This window comes from Streptomyces sp. NPDC001544, from assembly GCF_042894285.1.
GTDB lineage: Bacteria > Actinomycetota > Actinomycetes > Streptomycetales > Streptomycetaceae > Streptomyces.
Window position 1 is genome coordinate 792,135 of record NZ_JBIAVN010000002.1, and the last position, 15,979, is coordinate 808,113.

At 71.0% G+C, this 15,979-nt stretch carries 11 protein-coding genes and 1 pseudogene; 6 read left to right on the forward strand and 6 right to left on the reverse strand.

Features of this window, described 5'->3' with window-relative positions; translation table 11 throughout:
• Positions 1-27 precede the first annotated feature (27 nt).
• Positions 28-1,611: an alpha/beta hydrolase gene (locus tag ACFY0F_RS09015; RefSeq protein WP_388791006.1), complete on the reverse strand. Its 1,584-nt coding sequence runs from the start codon at positions 1,609-1,611 to the stop codon at positions 28-30.
• Between the two features lie 294 nt (positions 1,612-1,905).
• On the opposite strand from ACFY0F_RS09015, the gene ACFY0F_RS09020 reads away from it, so the two are divergent.
• From ACFY0F_RS09020 to ACFY0F_RS09030, 3 genes are all read left to right on the forward strand, one after another.
• Positions 1,906-2,595, forward strand: coding sequence for a chaplin (locus ACFY0F_RS09020; protein ID WP_388791008.1), 690 nt, complete (start codon positions 1,906-1,908; stop codon positions 2,593-2,595).
• Between the two features lie 255 nt (positions 2,596-2,850).
• Positions 2,851-3,705, forward strand: a complete 855-nt coding sequence (locus tag ACFY0F_RS09025; RefSeq protein WP_388791010.1) for a GNAT family N-acetyltransferase — start codon at positions 2,851-2,853, stop codon at positions 3,703-3,705.
• Positions 3,706-3,770: 65 nt separating this feature from the next.
• Positions 3,771-4,646: a GNAT family N-acetyltransferase gene (locus ACFY0F_RS09030; protein WP_388791012.1), complete on the forward strand. Its 876-nt coding sequence runs from the start codon at positions 3,771-3,773 to the stop codon at positions 4,644-4,646.
• Here ACFY0F_RS09030 and ACFY0F_RS09035 read toward each other — a convergent pair.
• The gene (locus tag ACFY0F_RS09035; RefSeq protein ID WP_388791014.1) at positions 4,582-4,845 is read right to left on the reverse strand and encodes a GlsB/YeaQ/YmgE family stress response membrane protein; all 264 of its coding nucleotides are present in this window, start codon (positions 4,843-4,845) and stop codon (positions 4,582-4,584) included. The genes ACFY0F_RS09030 and ACFY0F_RS09035 overlap by 65 nt on opposite strands.
• Before the next feature lie 224 nt (positions 4,846-5,069).
• Between ACFY0F_RS09035 and ACFY0F_RS09040 the strand changes: the two genes are divergently transcribed.
• On the forward strand, positions 5,070-6,515 hold the full coding sequence (locus ACFY0F_RS09040; protein ID WP_388791016.1) for a hydrolase: 1,446 nt from the start codon (positions 5,070-5,072) through the stop codon (positions 6,513-6,515).
• Between the two features lie 39 nt (positions 6,516-6,554).
• On the opposite strand, the gene ACFY0F_RS09045 is transcribed toward ACFY0F_RS09040, so the two are convergent.
• Both ACFY0F_RS09045 and ACFY0F_RS09050 read right to left on the reverse strand, forming a co-directional pair.
• Positions 6,555-9,278: a sugar-binding domain-containing protein gene (locus tag ACFY0F_RS09045; protein WP_388791018.1), complete on the reverse strand. Its 2,724-nt coding sequence runs from the start codon at positions 9,276-9,278 to the stop codon at positions 6,555-6,557.
• 116 nt (positions 9,279-9,394) lie between these two features.
• On the reverse strand, positions 9,395-10,579 hold the full coding sequence (locus ACFY0F_RS09050) for an ROK family protein (RefSeq protein ID WP_388791020.1): 1,185 nt from the start codon (positions 10,577-10,579) through the stop codon (positions 9,395-9,397).
• A 129-nt stretch (positions 10,580-10,708) separates the two neighbouring features.
• Between ACFY0F_RS09050 and ACFY0F_RS09055 the strand changes: the two genes are divergently transcribed.
• Complete coding sequence (locus tag ACFY0F_RS09055; RefSeq protein ID WP_388791022.1) at positions 10,709-12,163, forward strand: APC family permease; 1,455 nt, start codon at positions 10,709-10,711, stop codon at positions 12,161-12,163.
• A 70-nt stretch (positions 12,164-12,233) separates the two neighbouring features.
• On the opposite strand, the pseudogene ACFY0F_RS09060 reads toward ACFY0F_RS09055, so the two are convergent.
• A pseudogene (locus ACFY0F_RS09060) lies at positions 12,234-12,413 on the reverse strand (SPW repeat protein); the annotation flags it as partial.
• On the opposite strand from ACFY0F_RS09060, the gene ACFY0F_RS09065 reads away from it, so the two are divergent.
• A complete protein-coding gene (locus tag ACFY0F_RS09065) occupies positions 12,364-12,528 on the forward strand; it encodes a hypothetical protein (protein WP_388791361.1) in 165 nt (54 codons plus the stop codon). The pseudogene ACFY0F_RS09060 and the gene ACFY0F_RS09065 overlap by 50 nt on opposite strands.
• Before the next feature lie 360 nt (positions 12,529-12,888).
• On the opposite strand, the gene ACFY0F_RS09070 is transcribed toward ACFY0F_RS09065, so the two are convergent.
• On the reverse strand, positions 12,889-15,975 hold the full coding sequence (locus ACFY0F_RS09070) for a BTAD domain-containing putative transcriptional regulator (protein WP_388791024.1): 3,087 nt from the start codon (positions 15,973-15,975) through the stop codon (positions 12,889-12,891).
• Between the last annotated feature and the right edge of the window lie 4 nt (positions 15,976-15,979).

Sequence of the window (15,979 nt, forward strand, 5' to 3'; positions counted from 1 at the left end):
CGTGGCCTGAGGTCGCGTGGCCGCCGCTCAGCCGACGCCCGGCTCACGATCCGCCCCGCAGGAGCTGCCGCTGGCCGGCAGATCGCCGTACAGCAGGAAGTCGTCGACCTTGCGGTGCACGCACGTGGAGGAGGAGTAACCCGTGTGGCCCTCGCCCCTGTTGTCCAGCACGACGGCCGACGGGCCGAGCCGCGCGGCCGTCTCCACGGTCCAGCGGTACGGCGTCGCGGGATCGCCCCGGGTCCCGATCAGCAGCATCTTCGGTGTGTGGACGTCCTTGACCCGGTCGCGGACGAAGCCGGTGCCCCTGGGGCGTCCGTAACACATCATCAACTGGGTGAGCCGGTACCGGCCGAAGACCGGCGACGCCTGCTCGTACTCCTCGCGCAGCCGCCGCAGCTGCCCGGCGATCTGCCCGGCGGCGGGGCGGTCGGGGTCGTCCGCGCAGTTGACCGCCATCAGGGCGGCCGGGAGGTTGTCCGGGGGGACTTCGTCCTCGTCGACCAGCCCGCCGTCCCCGCTGCGCACGGAGGAGGGTGCCATGCCACCGGCGGCGAAGCTCTCGACCCCGCGCGTGTCTCCGTCCTCCACCAGTGAGGCGAGGGACCGCTCCAGCAGGGGCCACAGCTGTCTGCTGTACAGCGCCTGCCCGATCGCGCCCACGAGGTCCTGGCCGGAGAACCGGTCGCCGAAGTCCGTGGGCACCGGGTCCTCGTCCAGCGAGCGCACCAGCTGGACGATCCGCTCCCCGGCCGCGCGGCGGTCGTCCCCGAAGGGGCATGCGATGTCGGTTGCGCACCAGTCCAGGAAGTCGTCCAGCGCCGTCTGCTGCCCCGCGGCGCCCGCCAGGCCCTGCTCCGCCAGCGGTTCGGTGAGCGTGTCCACGCCGTCCAGTGCCAGCCGGCCCACCTTGCCGGGGAACTGCGCCGCGTACACCGCGCCCAGCCGGGTCCCGTAGGAGAACCCCAGGTAGTTGAGCTTCTCGTCGCCGAGGGCCTGCCGCATGACGTCGAGGTCCCGGGAGACGTTGACGGTGCCGATGTACGGCAGGACCGGGCCGGAGTGCGCGGTGCACTCGGCGGCGGCCTTGCGCACCTGCTCCAGGACGGCCTGCGGGTCGCCGAGATCCGCGCCGTCCTCGGTGGCGGCGGCGACCCGGTCGGTTCCGTCGCCGCAGCTGACGGGGGAGGACCGGCCGACACCGCGCGGATCGAAGGTGACCACGTCGTATCCGTTGGTCAGGCTCATGAAGTCCTTGCCGTCGAGGGCGAGTTCACGTATGCCCGCGCCGCCGGGCCCGCCGAAGTTGAGCAGCACGGAGCCGCGCGAGCGGCCGGTGGCCCGGTAGCGGGCCAGCGCCACGTCCAGGGTTCCCGCGCCGGGCCGGGCGTAGTCGAGCGGAACGGTGACCTTGCCGCACTGCAGATCCTTGGGCATCTCCGGGCCCTTGCACGCCGACCATGTGATCTTCTGACGGTAGAAGCGGGACAGGTCGGGCTGGGGCCGGTCGGTTCCCGCGGCGGGCAGCCCCGCCCCCAGCAGGGCCAGCGTGACGGCTCCGACGCCGGTGCAGCGCCGGACGGCGGACCGGGTGGACAGCTTCGCCAGCATCGATGCCTCCAGGGACCCCCGTTGCGGACCGGGACGGCGTCTCCCGATCACCATAAGCGGGCCCCGGAGGGCACGCCTCCGGGCGGGCGTGACGGCTTTCGGTGCCGTATCCTGCGCACCTTGTGTGAGCAATCCATCACTTTGTGTGTGATCCGATAATGCACCACTCGATGGGGTGAGCGGCCGATAAGCCATAACTCGCACTGGTTCACCTGCGTTTAGCCCGGTGCGGGCGAGTGCCCGCGACCATGTCTGGAAGGCAGGCAACCTATGAGACGGGTTACCCGAAACGGTGTGATCGCCATCGCCGCCGTATCCGGCGCGATGGCCGTGACGATGCCGGTGTGCGCCGCCTTCGCGGCCGACGGCGCCTCCGCCGACGGTACGTCGGCCGACTCGCCGGGGCTGGTGTCCGGCAACACCGTCCAACTGCCCGTGCACGTGCCGGTCAACGTGTGCGGGAACACCGTGAACGTGGTGGGGCTGCTCAACCGCACCGTCGGCAACACCTGCGCCAACGCAGGTCACGCCGACGGATCCGGCACCGCGGCGTCCGGCACGACGGCGTCCGGCGGCGCGGCGTCCGGCGGCGCTTCCGCACGAGGCGGCGCGCAGGACTCCGAGGGCGCGCTGTCCGGCAACGGGGTCCAGATCCCCGTCGACCTCCCGGTGAACGTCAGCGGCAACAGCGTGAGCGGGGTCGGCGTCGGCAACTCCTCCGAGGGCAACAGGTCGGTGAACGACCCCGGCGACAGCTCCACGCAGTCGGCGGACCCCGCCCCGTCGAGGCACGTGGCCCCGCCGGCCACGCGGGCCAAGGCGGACCCCGGCGCCACCGCGCCCCGCTCCGCGCCGTCGCAGGCGCTGTCCAGCCTGGCCCACACGGGGACGGAGGAGATCGCGCCCGCCGCCGCAGCGAGCGCCGCGCTCGTGGTGGCCGGCGCGGTCCTCTACCGCCGCTTCCGCTCCGGGCCGGTGCGCTGACACCGCTCACCTCTCCCGCCGGACGCCCCACCGGACTCCGACCGGTGGGGCACCGCCGTCCGCGGGCGGCAGGAGCTCCTCCGCCGCCGCGGCGGCCCGCACCGCGAGTGCGTCGAGGGCGGGCCAACGGCTCGATCCCGTCGTAGCGGATCAACGGGTGATCGGGAAGGATGCTGCGGGCGTGATCGATCACCGTGCCGCCCGGCACCACCCACGGCCCCGACCCTCCCGACGCCCACGGAATGGAGCGCACCGATGACTTCTCCGGCCTCCCAGGACCTCGTCATCACGCAGGCCACCCTCGAGGACTGGCCGGTGATCAGCGGGTGGGCGGCGGACGAGGGCTGGAACCCCGGGCTGTCCGACGGCCCGGCGTTCTTCGCCCAGGACCCCGAGGGCTTCTTCCTCGGCCGGATCGACGGCGAGCCGGTGTCGGCCATCTCCGTCGTCAACCACGGCGCCGACTACGCCTTCCTGGGCTGCTACCTGGTCCGCCCGGACCTGCGTGGCCACGGCCACGGCATCACCACCTGGAAGACCGCGCTGTCGCATGCCGGGAACCGTACCGTCGGCCTGGACGGAGTGGTCGCCCAGCAGGGCAACTACCGCCAGTCCGGTTTCGAACTCGCCCACCGCACCATACGGTTCGCCGGCCCCGCCCCCGAGGCCGAAGTGCCCGCGGGGGTCCGCCCGGCCGGCCCCGCGGACCTGGCGGCCATCACCGCCTACGACAGCGCCTGCCACCCGGCGGACCGCCCGCGCTTCGTGGCCGAGTGGGTGACCGCACCGGGGCACCGGGCTCTCGTCCACCACGACGGCGACCGCATCACCGGCTACGGCGTGATCCGCCCGGCGCACGACGGCCTGCGCATCGGCCCCCTCTTCGCGGACACCCCCGACGACGCCCTCGCCCTGTTCACCGCCCTCACCGCGGCAGCGGCCGGCACCGCGGTCGCCCTCGACGTGCCGGAGACGAACACGGCGGGCGTCGCCCTGGCCGAGGCGGCGGGCCTGGCCCCGTCCTTCGAGACGGCTCGCATGTACACGGGCCCGGTACGGGAATACGCCCGGGAGCGGGTGTTCGGGGTCACCACGCTCGAACTGGGCTGACCCCGCGGGGGTGCCACCCCGTAATCCTGTTGCGCCGGCCCTGGACGGATGGTGCAGTGAGCTGTATGGATCACGCCTCCGTGCTCGCCCTCTACGACCGGGACATGCGCGCGGGCGCACAGCCGGACGCCCCCGGTGCACGCGTCGAGCGCACCGGCACCGTGACGCGCCAGGTAGCCGACGCCCACGGCTGGAACGGTGTCCTCTGGTCCGATCTGGACCACACGAGCGCGGACACGGCGATCGCCGGCCAGATCACGTACTTCACCGGCCTGGGGCGCGACTTCGAGTGGAAGCTCTACGGCCACGATCTCCCGGCGGACCCCGGATCCCGGCTCACGGCGGCCGGGTTCGCGCGCGAGCCCGAGGAGACCCTGATGGTGGCCGAAACGGCGGCTCCGGCCCTCGACGCCGAACCACCGGCCGGGATCCGCCTCGTGCCCGCCGTCGACCGGGCGGGCGTCGACCTCGTGGTCACCGTGCACGAAAAGGTCTTCGGCACCGACGGAACCGGGCTGCGCCACCGGCTGCTCGCACGGCTCACCGCCGCTTTGGACACCGTCGTCGCGGTCGTCGCGCTGGCCGGCGACCAACCGGTCGGCGCGGCCCGCATGGAGCTGACCCCCGGCGCACGGTTCGCCGGACTGTGGGGCGGCGGCACGGTCCAGGCCTGGCGGGGACGAGGTGTCTACCGAGCCCTGGTCGCCCACCGCGCCCGCACCGCCGCCGCCCTCGGCTACCGCTACCTCCAGGTCGACGCCTCGCCCCTGAGCCGCCCCGTCCTGGAGCGCCTGGGCTTCCATCCGCTGACCACGACGACCCCGTACGTCCACAAGGGCCAGAGCCGCTCTCTCACGTCCCGGCCGCGAGCCGCCGTCAGCGACGCACCCTCGACCGGTCGAGCGCGGCGACGCCCAGTGCCGCCAGGCCGATCTGGATGAGCCACTCGATCCAGTCGACCCCCTTGGTGTCGGCCACACCGAACCCGGCGGCGATCGCCGAGCCCAGCAGGGCGGCCACGATGCCGACCAGGATCGTCCAGATGATGCCGATGTGCTGCCGTCCCGGGACGACCAGGCGGCCCAGCACTCCGATGATGACGCCGATGACGATGGCGCTGACGATGCCCGAGATCTCCATCTCCGCCCTCTTCCTCGAGGTCCCCGCTGTGTCCACTCTGCCCGCTTTCCATGGAAAGCAGTCCGCTGCGCTCGTTGCCTGTGAATCCCGGGCCTTTCTGTTCACAGAGCCGTCATGCCATGTACCTTTCAATCGATCGACGCGTGTAGAACGCTCAAGCCGGATCTACGCGCGCAGACTTGGCGCCGCACCGCCTCTACCCCACCCACACGGAGGTTCGCCGGATGCTTGGACCGAGGAGATCTCGCCACAGAGTCACCACCGCACTGGCCGGATTCGGGCTGCTCGTCACGGGAGCCGCCGTCCAGCTCAGCACCAGTGCCACCCCCGCCCACGCGGCCACCACGCACCGCATCCTGTTCGACAACGCCCACGCCGAGACGGCCGGCAACGCCGACTGGATCATCTCCACCAGCCAGCCCGACCCGCTCGGCCAGGACTCCTCCCCGTCCGCCGAGACGGACTGGACCGGCGCCCTCTCCTCCTGGGGCGTCGCCCTGCAGAAGACCGGCGGCTACAGCCTGAAGACGCTGCCCTCAGGGTCCAGCCTCAGCTACGGCGGCTCGTCGACGACCGACCTGTCGAACTTCGACACCCTGGTCCTGCCGGAGCCGAACACCCTCTTCACCACCGCCGAGAAGACGGCGATCATGAACTTCGTCAAGAACGGCGGCGGACTGTTCATGATCTCCGACCACACCGGCGCCGACCGCAACAACGACGGTGAGGACGCGGTCGAGATCCTCAACGACCTGATGACCAACAACAGCGTCGACTCCACCGACCCGTTCGGCTTCTCCATCGACTCCCTCGACGTGAAATCCGGCTACCCGGCCGCGATCAGCGACTCCACCGACCCGGTGCTGCACGGCTCCTTCGGTACGGTCACCAAGAGCCTGATCGCCGACGGCACGACCGCCACGCTCAAGCCCTCCGACAACTCCGCCGTCAAGGGCCTGGTCTACCGCAGCGGCTACTCCGGCAACACCGGCGCCTTCTTCCTCACCAGCACCTTCGGCAGCGGTCGGGTCGCCTTCTGGGGTGACAGCTCACCCGTCGACGACGGCACCGGCCAGTCCGGCAACACCCTCTACGACGGCTGGAACGACACCGGCGCCACCAACGCGGCCCTCGCTCTCAACGCAACGGCCTGGCTGGCCGGTTCCGGAACCAGCAGCGGAGGGGGCGGCACCGGCACCTGCACCGCCGCCCAGCTCCTCGGCAACAACGGCTTCGAATCGGGCAGCACCGCCTGGAGCGCCAGCAGCGGCGTCATCACCAACTCGAGCAGCGAGCCGGCCCGTACGGGCTCGTACTACGCCTGGCTCGACGGAAACGGCACCGCCACCACCGACACCCTCTCCCAGTCGGTGACCATCCCCTCCGGCTGCTCCGCGACCCTCAGCTTCTACCTGCACGTCGACACCGCCGAGACCACCACCAGCACCGCCTACGACACCCTGAGCGTGCAGGTGCTGAACAGCTCCGGGTCGGTGCTCGGCACCCTGGCGACGTACTCCAACCTCAACGCCGCCTCCGGCTACACCCAGCGCAGCTTCAACCTCAGCGGCTACGCCGGGCAGACCGTCACCCTCAAGTTCACCGGCACGGAGGGCTCCAAGCTCCAGACGTCGTTCGTCGTCGACGACACGGCGCTCAACGTCAGCTGACCTCCAGGGCCCGGCCCGCCAGGGGCCGGGCCCCGCCGATCACCGGGCCGGGACCGTCTGCTGCGCGGTGTTCCAGCCGGAGACCCGCACCTGTGGCGCAAAACCGTGCAGATCGGCCGTGCGGCAGGTGGCGGTCAGGGTCACCGACTCGCCCGGCCACAGGCTCACCTCGTTGTCCGACCAGCGCACGGGCAGCACCGGCTTGCCCGCCGCGTCGACGAGGTGCACGTCCGTCAGCAGCGACGGGGTCTTCCCGTCGCCGGTGGCGCGCAGGGTCACCGTCGTGGTCGACGTGCCGTCCGAGGACACGGTGGACGCCGTCGCCGACACCGGTGCCTGCGCCATCGACGCGAGCCCCTTCAGATCGGCGTAGCTCGTCGTCGGTGTGTGGTACCAGTCGGTGCTGTCCCAGTCGAGGGTGTCCGGCCGGGTGGAGAGCCAGTACACGTTCCGGCTCACCTCCTTGCCGGCGGAGTCGGTGAGGGTCAGACGGACCAGGTACGTCGTCGCCAGTCCGCTCACCGACGAGGGCAGGGTGAGCACGGTGCTGTGGGCGCCGTCCCCGTTCACCGACAGCCCGGTGACGGTCCTGTCGTACTTCTGTGTGCCGTCGGGGTTGAACAGCGTGGCCCGCACGGTGAGACCGGAGGCGGCGGCGTGCCGGTTGCCGACCACGACGACCGAGTGGTCGTCGTAGGAGTACTGCACGTGCAGCGGCTCGTTCGCCTTCTTCGCCCCGAAGTAGGCTCCGCCCTGGTCCAGGTAACGGTCCATCAACTGCCAGTGCAGGGACGTCCAGCCGCTGTTGAACATCCAGTACACGACCCCGGTGGCGGGTTTCGAGGCGTCGGTGGCGCCCCGCTGGTACGCCTCGAACTGGGCGCGGACCGCCTCGTACTGCGCGAGCTGTGCCTTGCGCACGTAGTCGGTGAGGCCGGTCGGGGCGCCGTAACGGCCGGTGAGGGCGTTGTCGTAGATCTTGAGGGTGCCGAAGACGGGTGACGGGGAGCGGTGGTACTGCTTGACGCCCGGGTTCTTCCACAGCGTGTCGAGCTCGTCCGGTGTCATCATCCGGTGAAGTGTGTCGAGCGTGGGGATGTCGGGGCCCGCGCTGGTCTCGGAGTTGAAGCCGGTGGCCCCGCCCTCGCGCTTGGCATACCAGTAGCCCGGTGGGACCCAGTCGTACGGCCCGGTCATCTTCATGCCCGAACTGCCGAGCTGCGGCGAGGACTTGTCGGAGGCGGCGGCGACCACCGGGTTCGGCCAGTCGGCCGCTTTCAAGGCGTCCAGGTAGTTCTTCTCGATCGTGGCGTCGGGGGCGAAGTCGCTGCCGATCAGGAACGAGATCACGCTCGGGTGGTCGCGCAGCCGGGCGGCCTCGGCGGCCATCGAGGCCTTGGCCACGGGATAGTCGGCGTCGCTCCATGTGTCGCCGGACTCGCCGCTGCCGTTGACCTGCCCCTCCCACTTGTCGCAGCACTCCCAGCCCGGCAGCGTGAGGATGCCGTACCGGTCGGCGAGGTCGAAGAACTCGTCCGGCTCGATGTGGCCCTCCAGACGAATGGTGTTGAGGCCGAGATCGAGGGCGTACCTCAACCGGTCCTCGACGTAGGTGCCGTCCCAGCGCAGGAACTCGTCCGGGGACCAGCCGCCGCCCTTGACGAGCAGCCGGCGGCCGTTGATCCGGTACTGGCGGGCGCCGTCGGAGTTCAGCGGCGCCTGCACGTCCCGGATGCCGAAGCTCTCGTGCGCGGTGTCGGACACCGTGCCCGAGACGGACGCGGTGAGATTCAGGTCGTACAGAGGCTGCCCGCCCATGCCCGCCGGCCACCACACCCTGGGGGAGTCGAGGTGCAGTCCGGGTGTGTCGGCCGGGGTGAACGTCACGCTCTTCGTCTCGTGCGCGGCGAGCGGTACGGCCTTGGTGAAGGTGGTCCCGCCGACGCTCCCGGTGACCTCCGCGGTGACGGCCGCGTCCGAGTCGTTGCGGGCCCGCGCCTTCACCGTCAGGTCGGCCGAGGCCAGGGACGGCACGTCCAGCTTCGTCACCACGTGCGCGTCGCGCAGCGCGACCGGGCCGCCGCGACGCACCAGGACGTCCCGCACGATGCCCATGTTCTGGTCCGGGGGCGGCTGCAGCCAGTCGATCCAGCCCATGGTCAGGTTCTTGTTCGGCTCGTTGGGCCGGATGCGGAAGGCGACCGTGTTCGTGCCCGCCCGCACGAGCGGGGTGACGTCCAGTTCGTGGTGGGTGTAGGCACCGGTGACGTCCGCGGTCCCGGCGACCTGCTTGCCGTTGACGTACACGTCGGCCGCCGAGATCACCCCGCTGAAGTCGAGGTAGGTGCGCTGCCCGGTGTCGTCCACCGTGAAGTCGGAGCGGTACCACCACGGCACCTGGAAGTCGGCCTTCGGGATCTTCTGCTGGTTGGTGGAGTAGAAGGGGTCGGCGTGGACACCGTCGGCGAGCAGGGCGGCGAGGACGGTGGAGCGCGGGCCCGCCGGGTACCAGCCGGTGGTCGGATAGCCGGGGGAGGAGACGGCCGACGGGGAGTCGCTCACCTTCGCCGTGGACTGGATCGCGTAGCCGGAGAGGGCGGTGCCGGTCCCGGCGGCGGAGGGGACGCGGGTGACCCGGGCCTGCCCGTGCGGCTCGGCCGGACTCCGGGAACCTGCCCAGGCGCCGGTGTTCAGCGAGCAGAGGAGGCCCACGGTGACGGCGGCCGTGGCGAGGCGGCGGTGGGCGGCGGGGCGAGGGAACACGGCGGTCTCCAGCCTCGGTAAAGTTAGGAAACTTTACTAACCCGCTCAAGCTAGGACGCCGAGTGGGCTGTGTCAATCACCGTGGCCGGAGCGCCCGTCCGCAATGGGCGCGGCGTTCACGTCGCGGACGACCTCCGCTCGAACACCGTCTCCCGCGCCGTACCCAGCGCCGTGGCGACCGCCCCGAGGAGCACGGCGTCCTCGCCCAGCCGGCTCGGGGCGAGTTTGGGCCGCAGCGGGGTGAGTGTGCGCAGGTGTTCCCGGACCGGGCCGAGCAGCAGGTCCACGCTGTGGCCGACACCCCCGCCCAGGACCACCAGGTCGGGGTCGAGCACGGCGGCCGCCGCGGCCACGGTGTGCGCTATCCGCTCGCCCTCCAGTTGCACCGCACGGCGTGCCGCCGCGTTGCCCTGCCGGGCCGCGTCGAAGACGGTCTTCGCCGTGAGCTGCCCGCTCATCCCGAACCGGCGGGCCGCCTCCACGACGGCCACTCCGGACACCGCGTCCTCCAACCGCTCCGGCTTCTGCTGCCCTGGCCACGGCAGGAACCCGATCTCCCCGGCGAGGCCGTGCGCCCCGGTGAACAGCCGCCCCTCACTGACCACGCCCATGCCCAGACCGGTGCCGATCAGGATGTACGCGAAGAGCCGGCTGCCCGCGCCGACGCCGTAGGTGTACTCGCCGAGAGCGGCCAGGTTGGCGTCGTTGTGCACCTCCAGCGGGACGCCGAGCTCGTCACGCAGCCGGTCCAGCAGGCCGGCCCGGCCCCAGCCCGGCAGGTGCATCGCGTACCGAACCCGCCGTTGCCTCTCGTCGTACACACCGGGGGTGCCCACCACCCCGTGCACCACCTCGGCCGGGTCCACACCGGAGCTCGCGACCACCTGCCGGGCCGTGGAGACGACCAGTTCGGCCAGTGCCTCGGAGCCGCGGGCCCGGTTGCGCACATCTGTCCGGGCGACCAGCGTGCCGTCCAGATCGGCGACGGCCACCCGCAGCCAGCCGCGGCCCACGTCCACACCGAGCGCGTACCCGGCCGCCGGGTCGGGGGCGTAGAGCACCGCCGTCCGGCCACGCTCCGGGGCGTGGGTGCCGACCTCTCGGACCAGCCCGGCGGCCTTGAGCGAGGCGAGCGCGCTGGACACCGTCGGCTTGGACAGACCGGTGTCGCGGGCGAGTTGGGCGCGCGAGGCCGCACCGGTTCCGCGCAGCCGGTCCAGCAGCAGCCGTTCGTTGGTGCTGCGCAGACGCTGCCGGTTCCAGGGCTGGTCCTGCTGGTCCACGGCGTCGCTGGCGGGCATCGGATCATTCTCGTTCATGAACGGCGCATACTTGACGCATCTAGTAAGTCTCCTTAACTATATCGGCCACTCGGTGCCACTCGGCCCCGCCGGGCGAGCCCCTCTCCCTGCCGCGCGTCAGGAGTCCCCATGTCCGGTAGCCCGCCACCCACGGGTGGCTTCGTCCGTCGCGTCGGCCTGTTCCAGGCCACCGCCATCAACATGAGCCAGATGTGCGGGATCGGTCCCTTCGTGACAATCCCGCTGATGGTCGCCGCGTTCGGCGGTCCCCAGGCGGTCATCGGGTTCGTCGCGGGCGCGGTGCTGGCCCTGTGCGACGGACTCGTCTGGGCCGAGCTCGGGGCCTCGATGCCCGGCTCCGGGGGCAGTTACGTCTACCTCCGCCAGGCCTTCCAGTACCGCACCGGCCGGCTGATGCCGTTCCTGTTCGTGTGGACGGCGATGCTCTTCATCCCGCTGATCATGTCCACCGGCGTGGTCGGCTTCGTCCAGTACCTGGGCTACCTGGCCCCGGACCTGAGCAAGAACCAGGGCGACCTGGTCGGCCTGGGCGTCATCGCCCTGGTGGTGCTCCTGCTCTGGCGGGGCATCGAGCACATCGCCCGCATCACCGCCGTCATGTGGGCCGTGATGATCGCCTCGGTGCTCCTGGTGATCGTCGCGGCCGCCACGGACTTCAGCCCGCACCTGGCCTTCCACTACCCCGCCCAGGCCTTCGACCTGACGAGCAACCACTTCTGGCTCGGTTTCGCCGGGGGCCTGACCATCGGCATCTACGACTACCTCGGCTACAACACCACCGCCTACATGGGCGCCGAGATCAAGGACCCCGGCCGCACGCTGCCGCGCTCCATCATCTTCTCGATCCTCGGCATCATGGCGATCTACCTGCTGCTGCAGATCGGCACCCTCGGCGTCATCGACTGGAAGCGGATGACCGACCCGCACGACATCGCCTCCACCTCGGTGGCGTCGGCGGTGCTGGAGGAGACGTGGGGCAAGGGCGCCGCCGACACGGTGACCGTGCTGATCCTGATCACGGCCTTCGCCTCGGTGTTCACCGGCCTCCTCGGCGGCTCGCGAGTGCCCTACGACGCGGCCCGCGACCGGGTGTTCTTCCGCCCGTACCAGAAACTGCACCCCCGGCACCGCTTCCCGACGCTGGGTCTGGCCACCATGGGTGTGATCACCGCGATCGGCTTCCTGATCGGCCGGCACACCGACCTGGCGACCCTGATCCAGCTGCTGACCACGGTGATGGTGATCGTCCAGGCGCTGGCCCAGATCATCGCGGTGAGCGTCCTGCGCAAACGCCGGCCGACGCTCGTCCGTCCCTACCGGATGTGGTTCTACCCCGTGCCGGGCATCGTGGCCTTCGTCGGCTGGTGCGTGATCTACGGCTACGCCGACAAGAACTCCCCGGGCCGCCACCCCATCGAATGGTCCCTGGCCTGGCTCGCCCTGGGATGCGTGGCGTACCTGATCTGGGCGCGGCTGGAGAAGGTGTGGCCGTTCGGGGAGAAGGAGATCACCGAGGACTACGCCACACCGGCGGCGCAGGAGGCCGAGCCTGCCGGAACCTGACCGCGGAACACGCGGCGGGGCCGGTCCGCCGTCCGGGACCGGCCCCACTTCCTCCCTTCCGGGGGTCCGATCAGGGCATGGGGGCGCTCTTCGCCGCAGTACCGGCGCACATCAGTCCGAGGATCACGGCCGGCGCACCGATGACGACGTTGTTGACGATCACTCCGGTGTCCGGGCTGCTGCCCACGGTCCAGGGGGCGATGACCATCCAGACGCCCCTGGCACACATGGCCCGGCTCAGGCCGTACATCCATGCTGACGCCGAAGGCTCCCCGAAGGGTCTGCGGCACGTGGCCGTCCTGGTCACCGCCAAGGACGGCGACACGACCCTGGACACCAAAGCGGCCGGCTTCACGGTGGCCTGATCCGAACGTACTGTGCGCCGTCTCCCGGGGCCGGGAAAGCAGGTGGTGACGGCGGCGAACGGGCCGTGGCGGATGTCGGCGGACGGCGAGGAGTGCGAGGTCAGCCGGCCGGACGGGAAGCCGGGCACCTACCACTTCACCTGGCTGACCTGGCCCGGCCCCGGCCTCATGCCCCGCACACACGGCCGTCCGGCCAGTCCTTCCAGGGCCATGATTCGGCAGTGTGCAAAGACCCGTAACGGTGGACATTGCCGATGCGGTGGCTTCCCTCGGTGCGGATCATTGATGGCACCGGAAGGTCTCGTCGCCGAGCGGAGACAAAGGCCAGCCGTATGCGTCCGGGGACGACGAGGAGAAGTCTCACTCCAGATCGGCCTTGCCGCACTCGCAGTTCTCGAGGCCGCGGAGCCGGGCGCGGACCTCGTCGGCTTCGGGGCGGCCCAGCGTTTCCAGGGTGATCAGGGCGTGCTGCCACGCGGTACGAGCCCTGCTCACCTCGCCGGTTGCCTGCAGCGCGTCGCCGAGGCGGGCGAGAGTCCCGGCTTCGTTGGGGGTGTCCTGAAGGTTGCGGAAGAGACCAATGGCGTTCTTGTAGCAGGTGGTGGCCGTCCGGTGTTCCCCGAGTCCGTGGTGGGCGTAGCCCAGGGTGTTCCAGGTGGCCGCCTGCCACCTGAGGTTGCCGACCTCCCTGTGCAGGCCGAGCGCGTACCAGCACAAGGCGATGGCCCGTGCGTGATCCCCGAGCACGGTGTGGCACCAGCCGATCGCGGAGATGCTCTGGGCCGTCCCGGCGCGATTCCCGGCCGCCCGGTAAAGGGCCAGGGACCGCTGGGCGTGGTCGCGTGCCTTCTGGTTCTCGCCACGGCGGTGGGACATCACGACGAGGAGGAGACAGATACCGGCCTGCGCGGAGGTGTCCCCGAGCTCGCCGTACAGCTCGAAGGCACGGTCGATGTGGGTGCGGGCGTCATCGTGGCCCAACTGGATGTACGCGGCGCCGAGGCACTCGTGTCCCCTGGCCTGACTGGCGAGGTCGGACTGTCGCTCCGCGGCGGTCAGCGCAGTGTGCTGGACAGTGACCTGGTCGTGCCAGTACCCCCTCCGCTCGAGGTAGGGCTGGAGCAGCCAGGCGAGCTGCCAGGCGTGAGAGTCCAAGCCGGTCTCGCCGGCCAGCGCGACGACAGCCATCAGCACCTTGTGCTCGGTGCTGAACCAGTCCATGGCCTGCCGGTGGTCGGCGGGCTCCTCCGGCAGAACTCCCTCACCCACGGGGCCCGGGTCGATGTCCGCCCAGTGGGGGGCGATCAGCCGGGTGGCCACCCGCGCGGAGTGCAGATAGTGCTCGCACATCCGGTGCAGGGCGGCCTGTCGCTCATCGGCCGAGGTGCCGGCGTCCAGTAACTCGGTGGCGTAGGCACGGAGGAGGTCGTGGAGGACATAGCGGCAGGGTTCATGTTCGGTGAGCAGGTGAGCCGTGGTCAGCTCGGTGAGGAGCTGCCGCGTCTCGCGGGCGGGGAGACCGGCGAGGCCGGCGGCGACGGGCTCGGACAGGTCGGGACCGGGGTGCAGGGCGAGCAGCCTGAAGAGGCGGGCGGCCGGGGGAGTGAGCACCCGGTACGACCACGAGAACACCGTCCGCGCGTCGCTGAACGCGTCCGTGTCCTGGAAGCCTTCAAGACTGCCATGTGTCTGCCGCAGGACGGCGGCGATGGAGGCGAGGCTGAACGTGGGGTGCGCGGCGGCCCGCGCAGAAACCACAGCCAGGGCCAGGGGCAGCTTCGCGCACAGGGCGACGATCTCTTCCACCGCGTCAGGCTCCGCCGCGACCCGGTCGGAGCCGAGGCGGCGGGCCAGGGCCTCGCGTGCCTCGGCGGTCTTGAGTGGCCCGAGGGCGAGAGGGCTGGCGCCGCTGGCCGCGATCAGACCCCGGAGCTGATCGCGGCTGGTGACGATCACCAGACAGTTCGGCGCGCCGGGTAACAGCGGCCGGACCTGCTCCGCGTCCCGGGCGTTGTCCAGCACGATCAGCATCCGTTTGTCCGCGATGAGGCTGCGGAAGAGGGCGGCCTGGGCGTCGAGTCCGGCCGGGATCCGTTGCGGAGCCACCCCGATGGCCTCGAGGAAGCCCCGTACCGCTTCGGCGGGGCTCATGGCTGAGTCCTCGGGGCCGAAGCCGCGCAGATTGACGAAGAGCTGGCCGTCGGGGAAGCGGTGGGCGATGCGGTGTGCCCAGTGGACGGCGAGGGTCGTCTTGCCGACACCGCCCATGCCGTTGATCGCAGTGATCACCACAGTGGAGGCGGGTTGACGGCCCGGCTCGGGGAGCAGTGCCAGGGCGCGGTCGAGTTCGGCACGGCGTCCGACGAATGTGGGGAGGTCGGCGGGTAGTTGGGCGGGCCGGGTCAAGGAGGGCGGGGACGCGGCGGTGGTCGCCGGGGTCGGCGCCTCGGGGCGGTACGGGACGCCCGGGGCGTCCGTTTCCTCTTCCTCGTTCCGGTGGACGGACGAGGACGGTTCCTGGGTGCGGGAGCTGTCATGGTCACCGGTCCCGTTCTCTCCGGTGACCGGGGGGAGCGTTCCCGTGCCGCCGCCGCTCAACCGCGGGACGGGCCCCGAAGCAGCCTTCGGGCAGATCACGGAGGTGTCGTGGCGGAGTATGGCCAGCTGTATCTTGCGCAGAGCGGGACCGGGCTCCAGCCCGAAATCGTCCGCGAGGAGTCGGCGGACGGCCTCGTAGCGCTGGAGCGCCTCGGCTGTCCGGCCGGACAGATAGAGGGTGCGGATCAGCAGGCTCCATGCCGTCTCTCGAAGGGGGTTGCCGGCGGTCAGCTCTTCGGCCGCGATGACGGCTTGTTCGAGTTCCCCCGCCCGCGCCATCGCCGTGGCGCGTATCTCCCGTGCCGTGAGCCGCACCTCATTGAGCCGGGCGATCTCGGCCAGGGCGAACGCGTGGGCGTCCGCGTCGGTCAGCGGGGATCCCCGCCACAGGGCCAGTGCCGTGTCGATCTCCTGACGGGCGCCCAGGACCTGCCCTTGGTCCAGCAACCGCCGTCCCTCCGCCACGGCCTGCTCGAAGCGGACGCTGTCCCGAGCCTCGACGGGAATGTGCAGGGCGTACCCCGCGGGCGCGCTGACCAGGACTCGGGACTCGCCGCGTTGGCGACGGTCCGGTTCGAGAGCTGCACGCAGCCTGCTGATGTGGGCGTGGACCGAGGAAACGGCGCCGGCCGGCGGACGGCCCTGCCAGAGATCCTCGCACAGGCGGTCCATGGCCACGGAGCGGCCCTCCTCCAGTAGCAGACGGATCACCAGCACACGTCGCATCCGGGGCCCGAGGTCGAGCGGCACCCCGGCCCGGGTGACGGTCAGCGGGCCGAGGAGTCCTATCGCGAACTCGGTCCCGAGCTGGGACGCTTTCCGGCCTTCTGTTGGATCGTTTCTTGCCATGAAC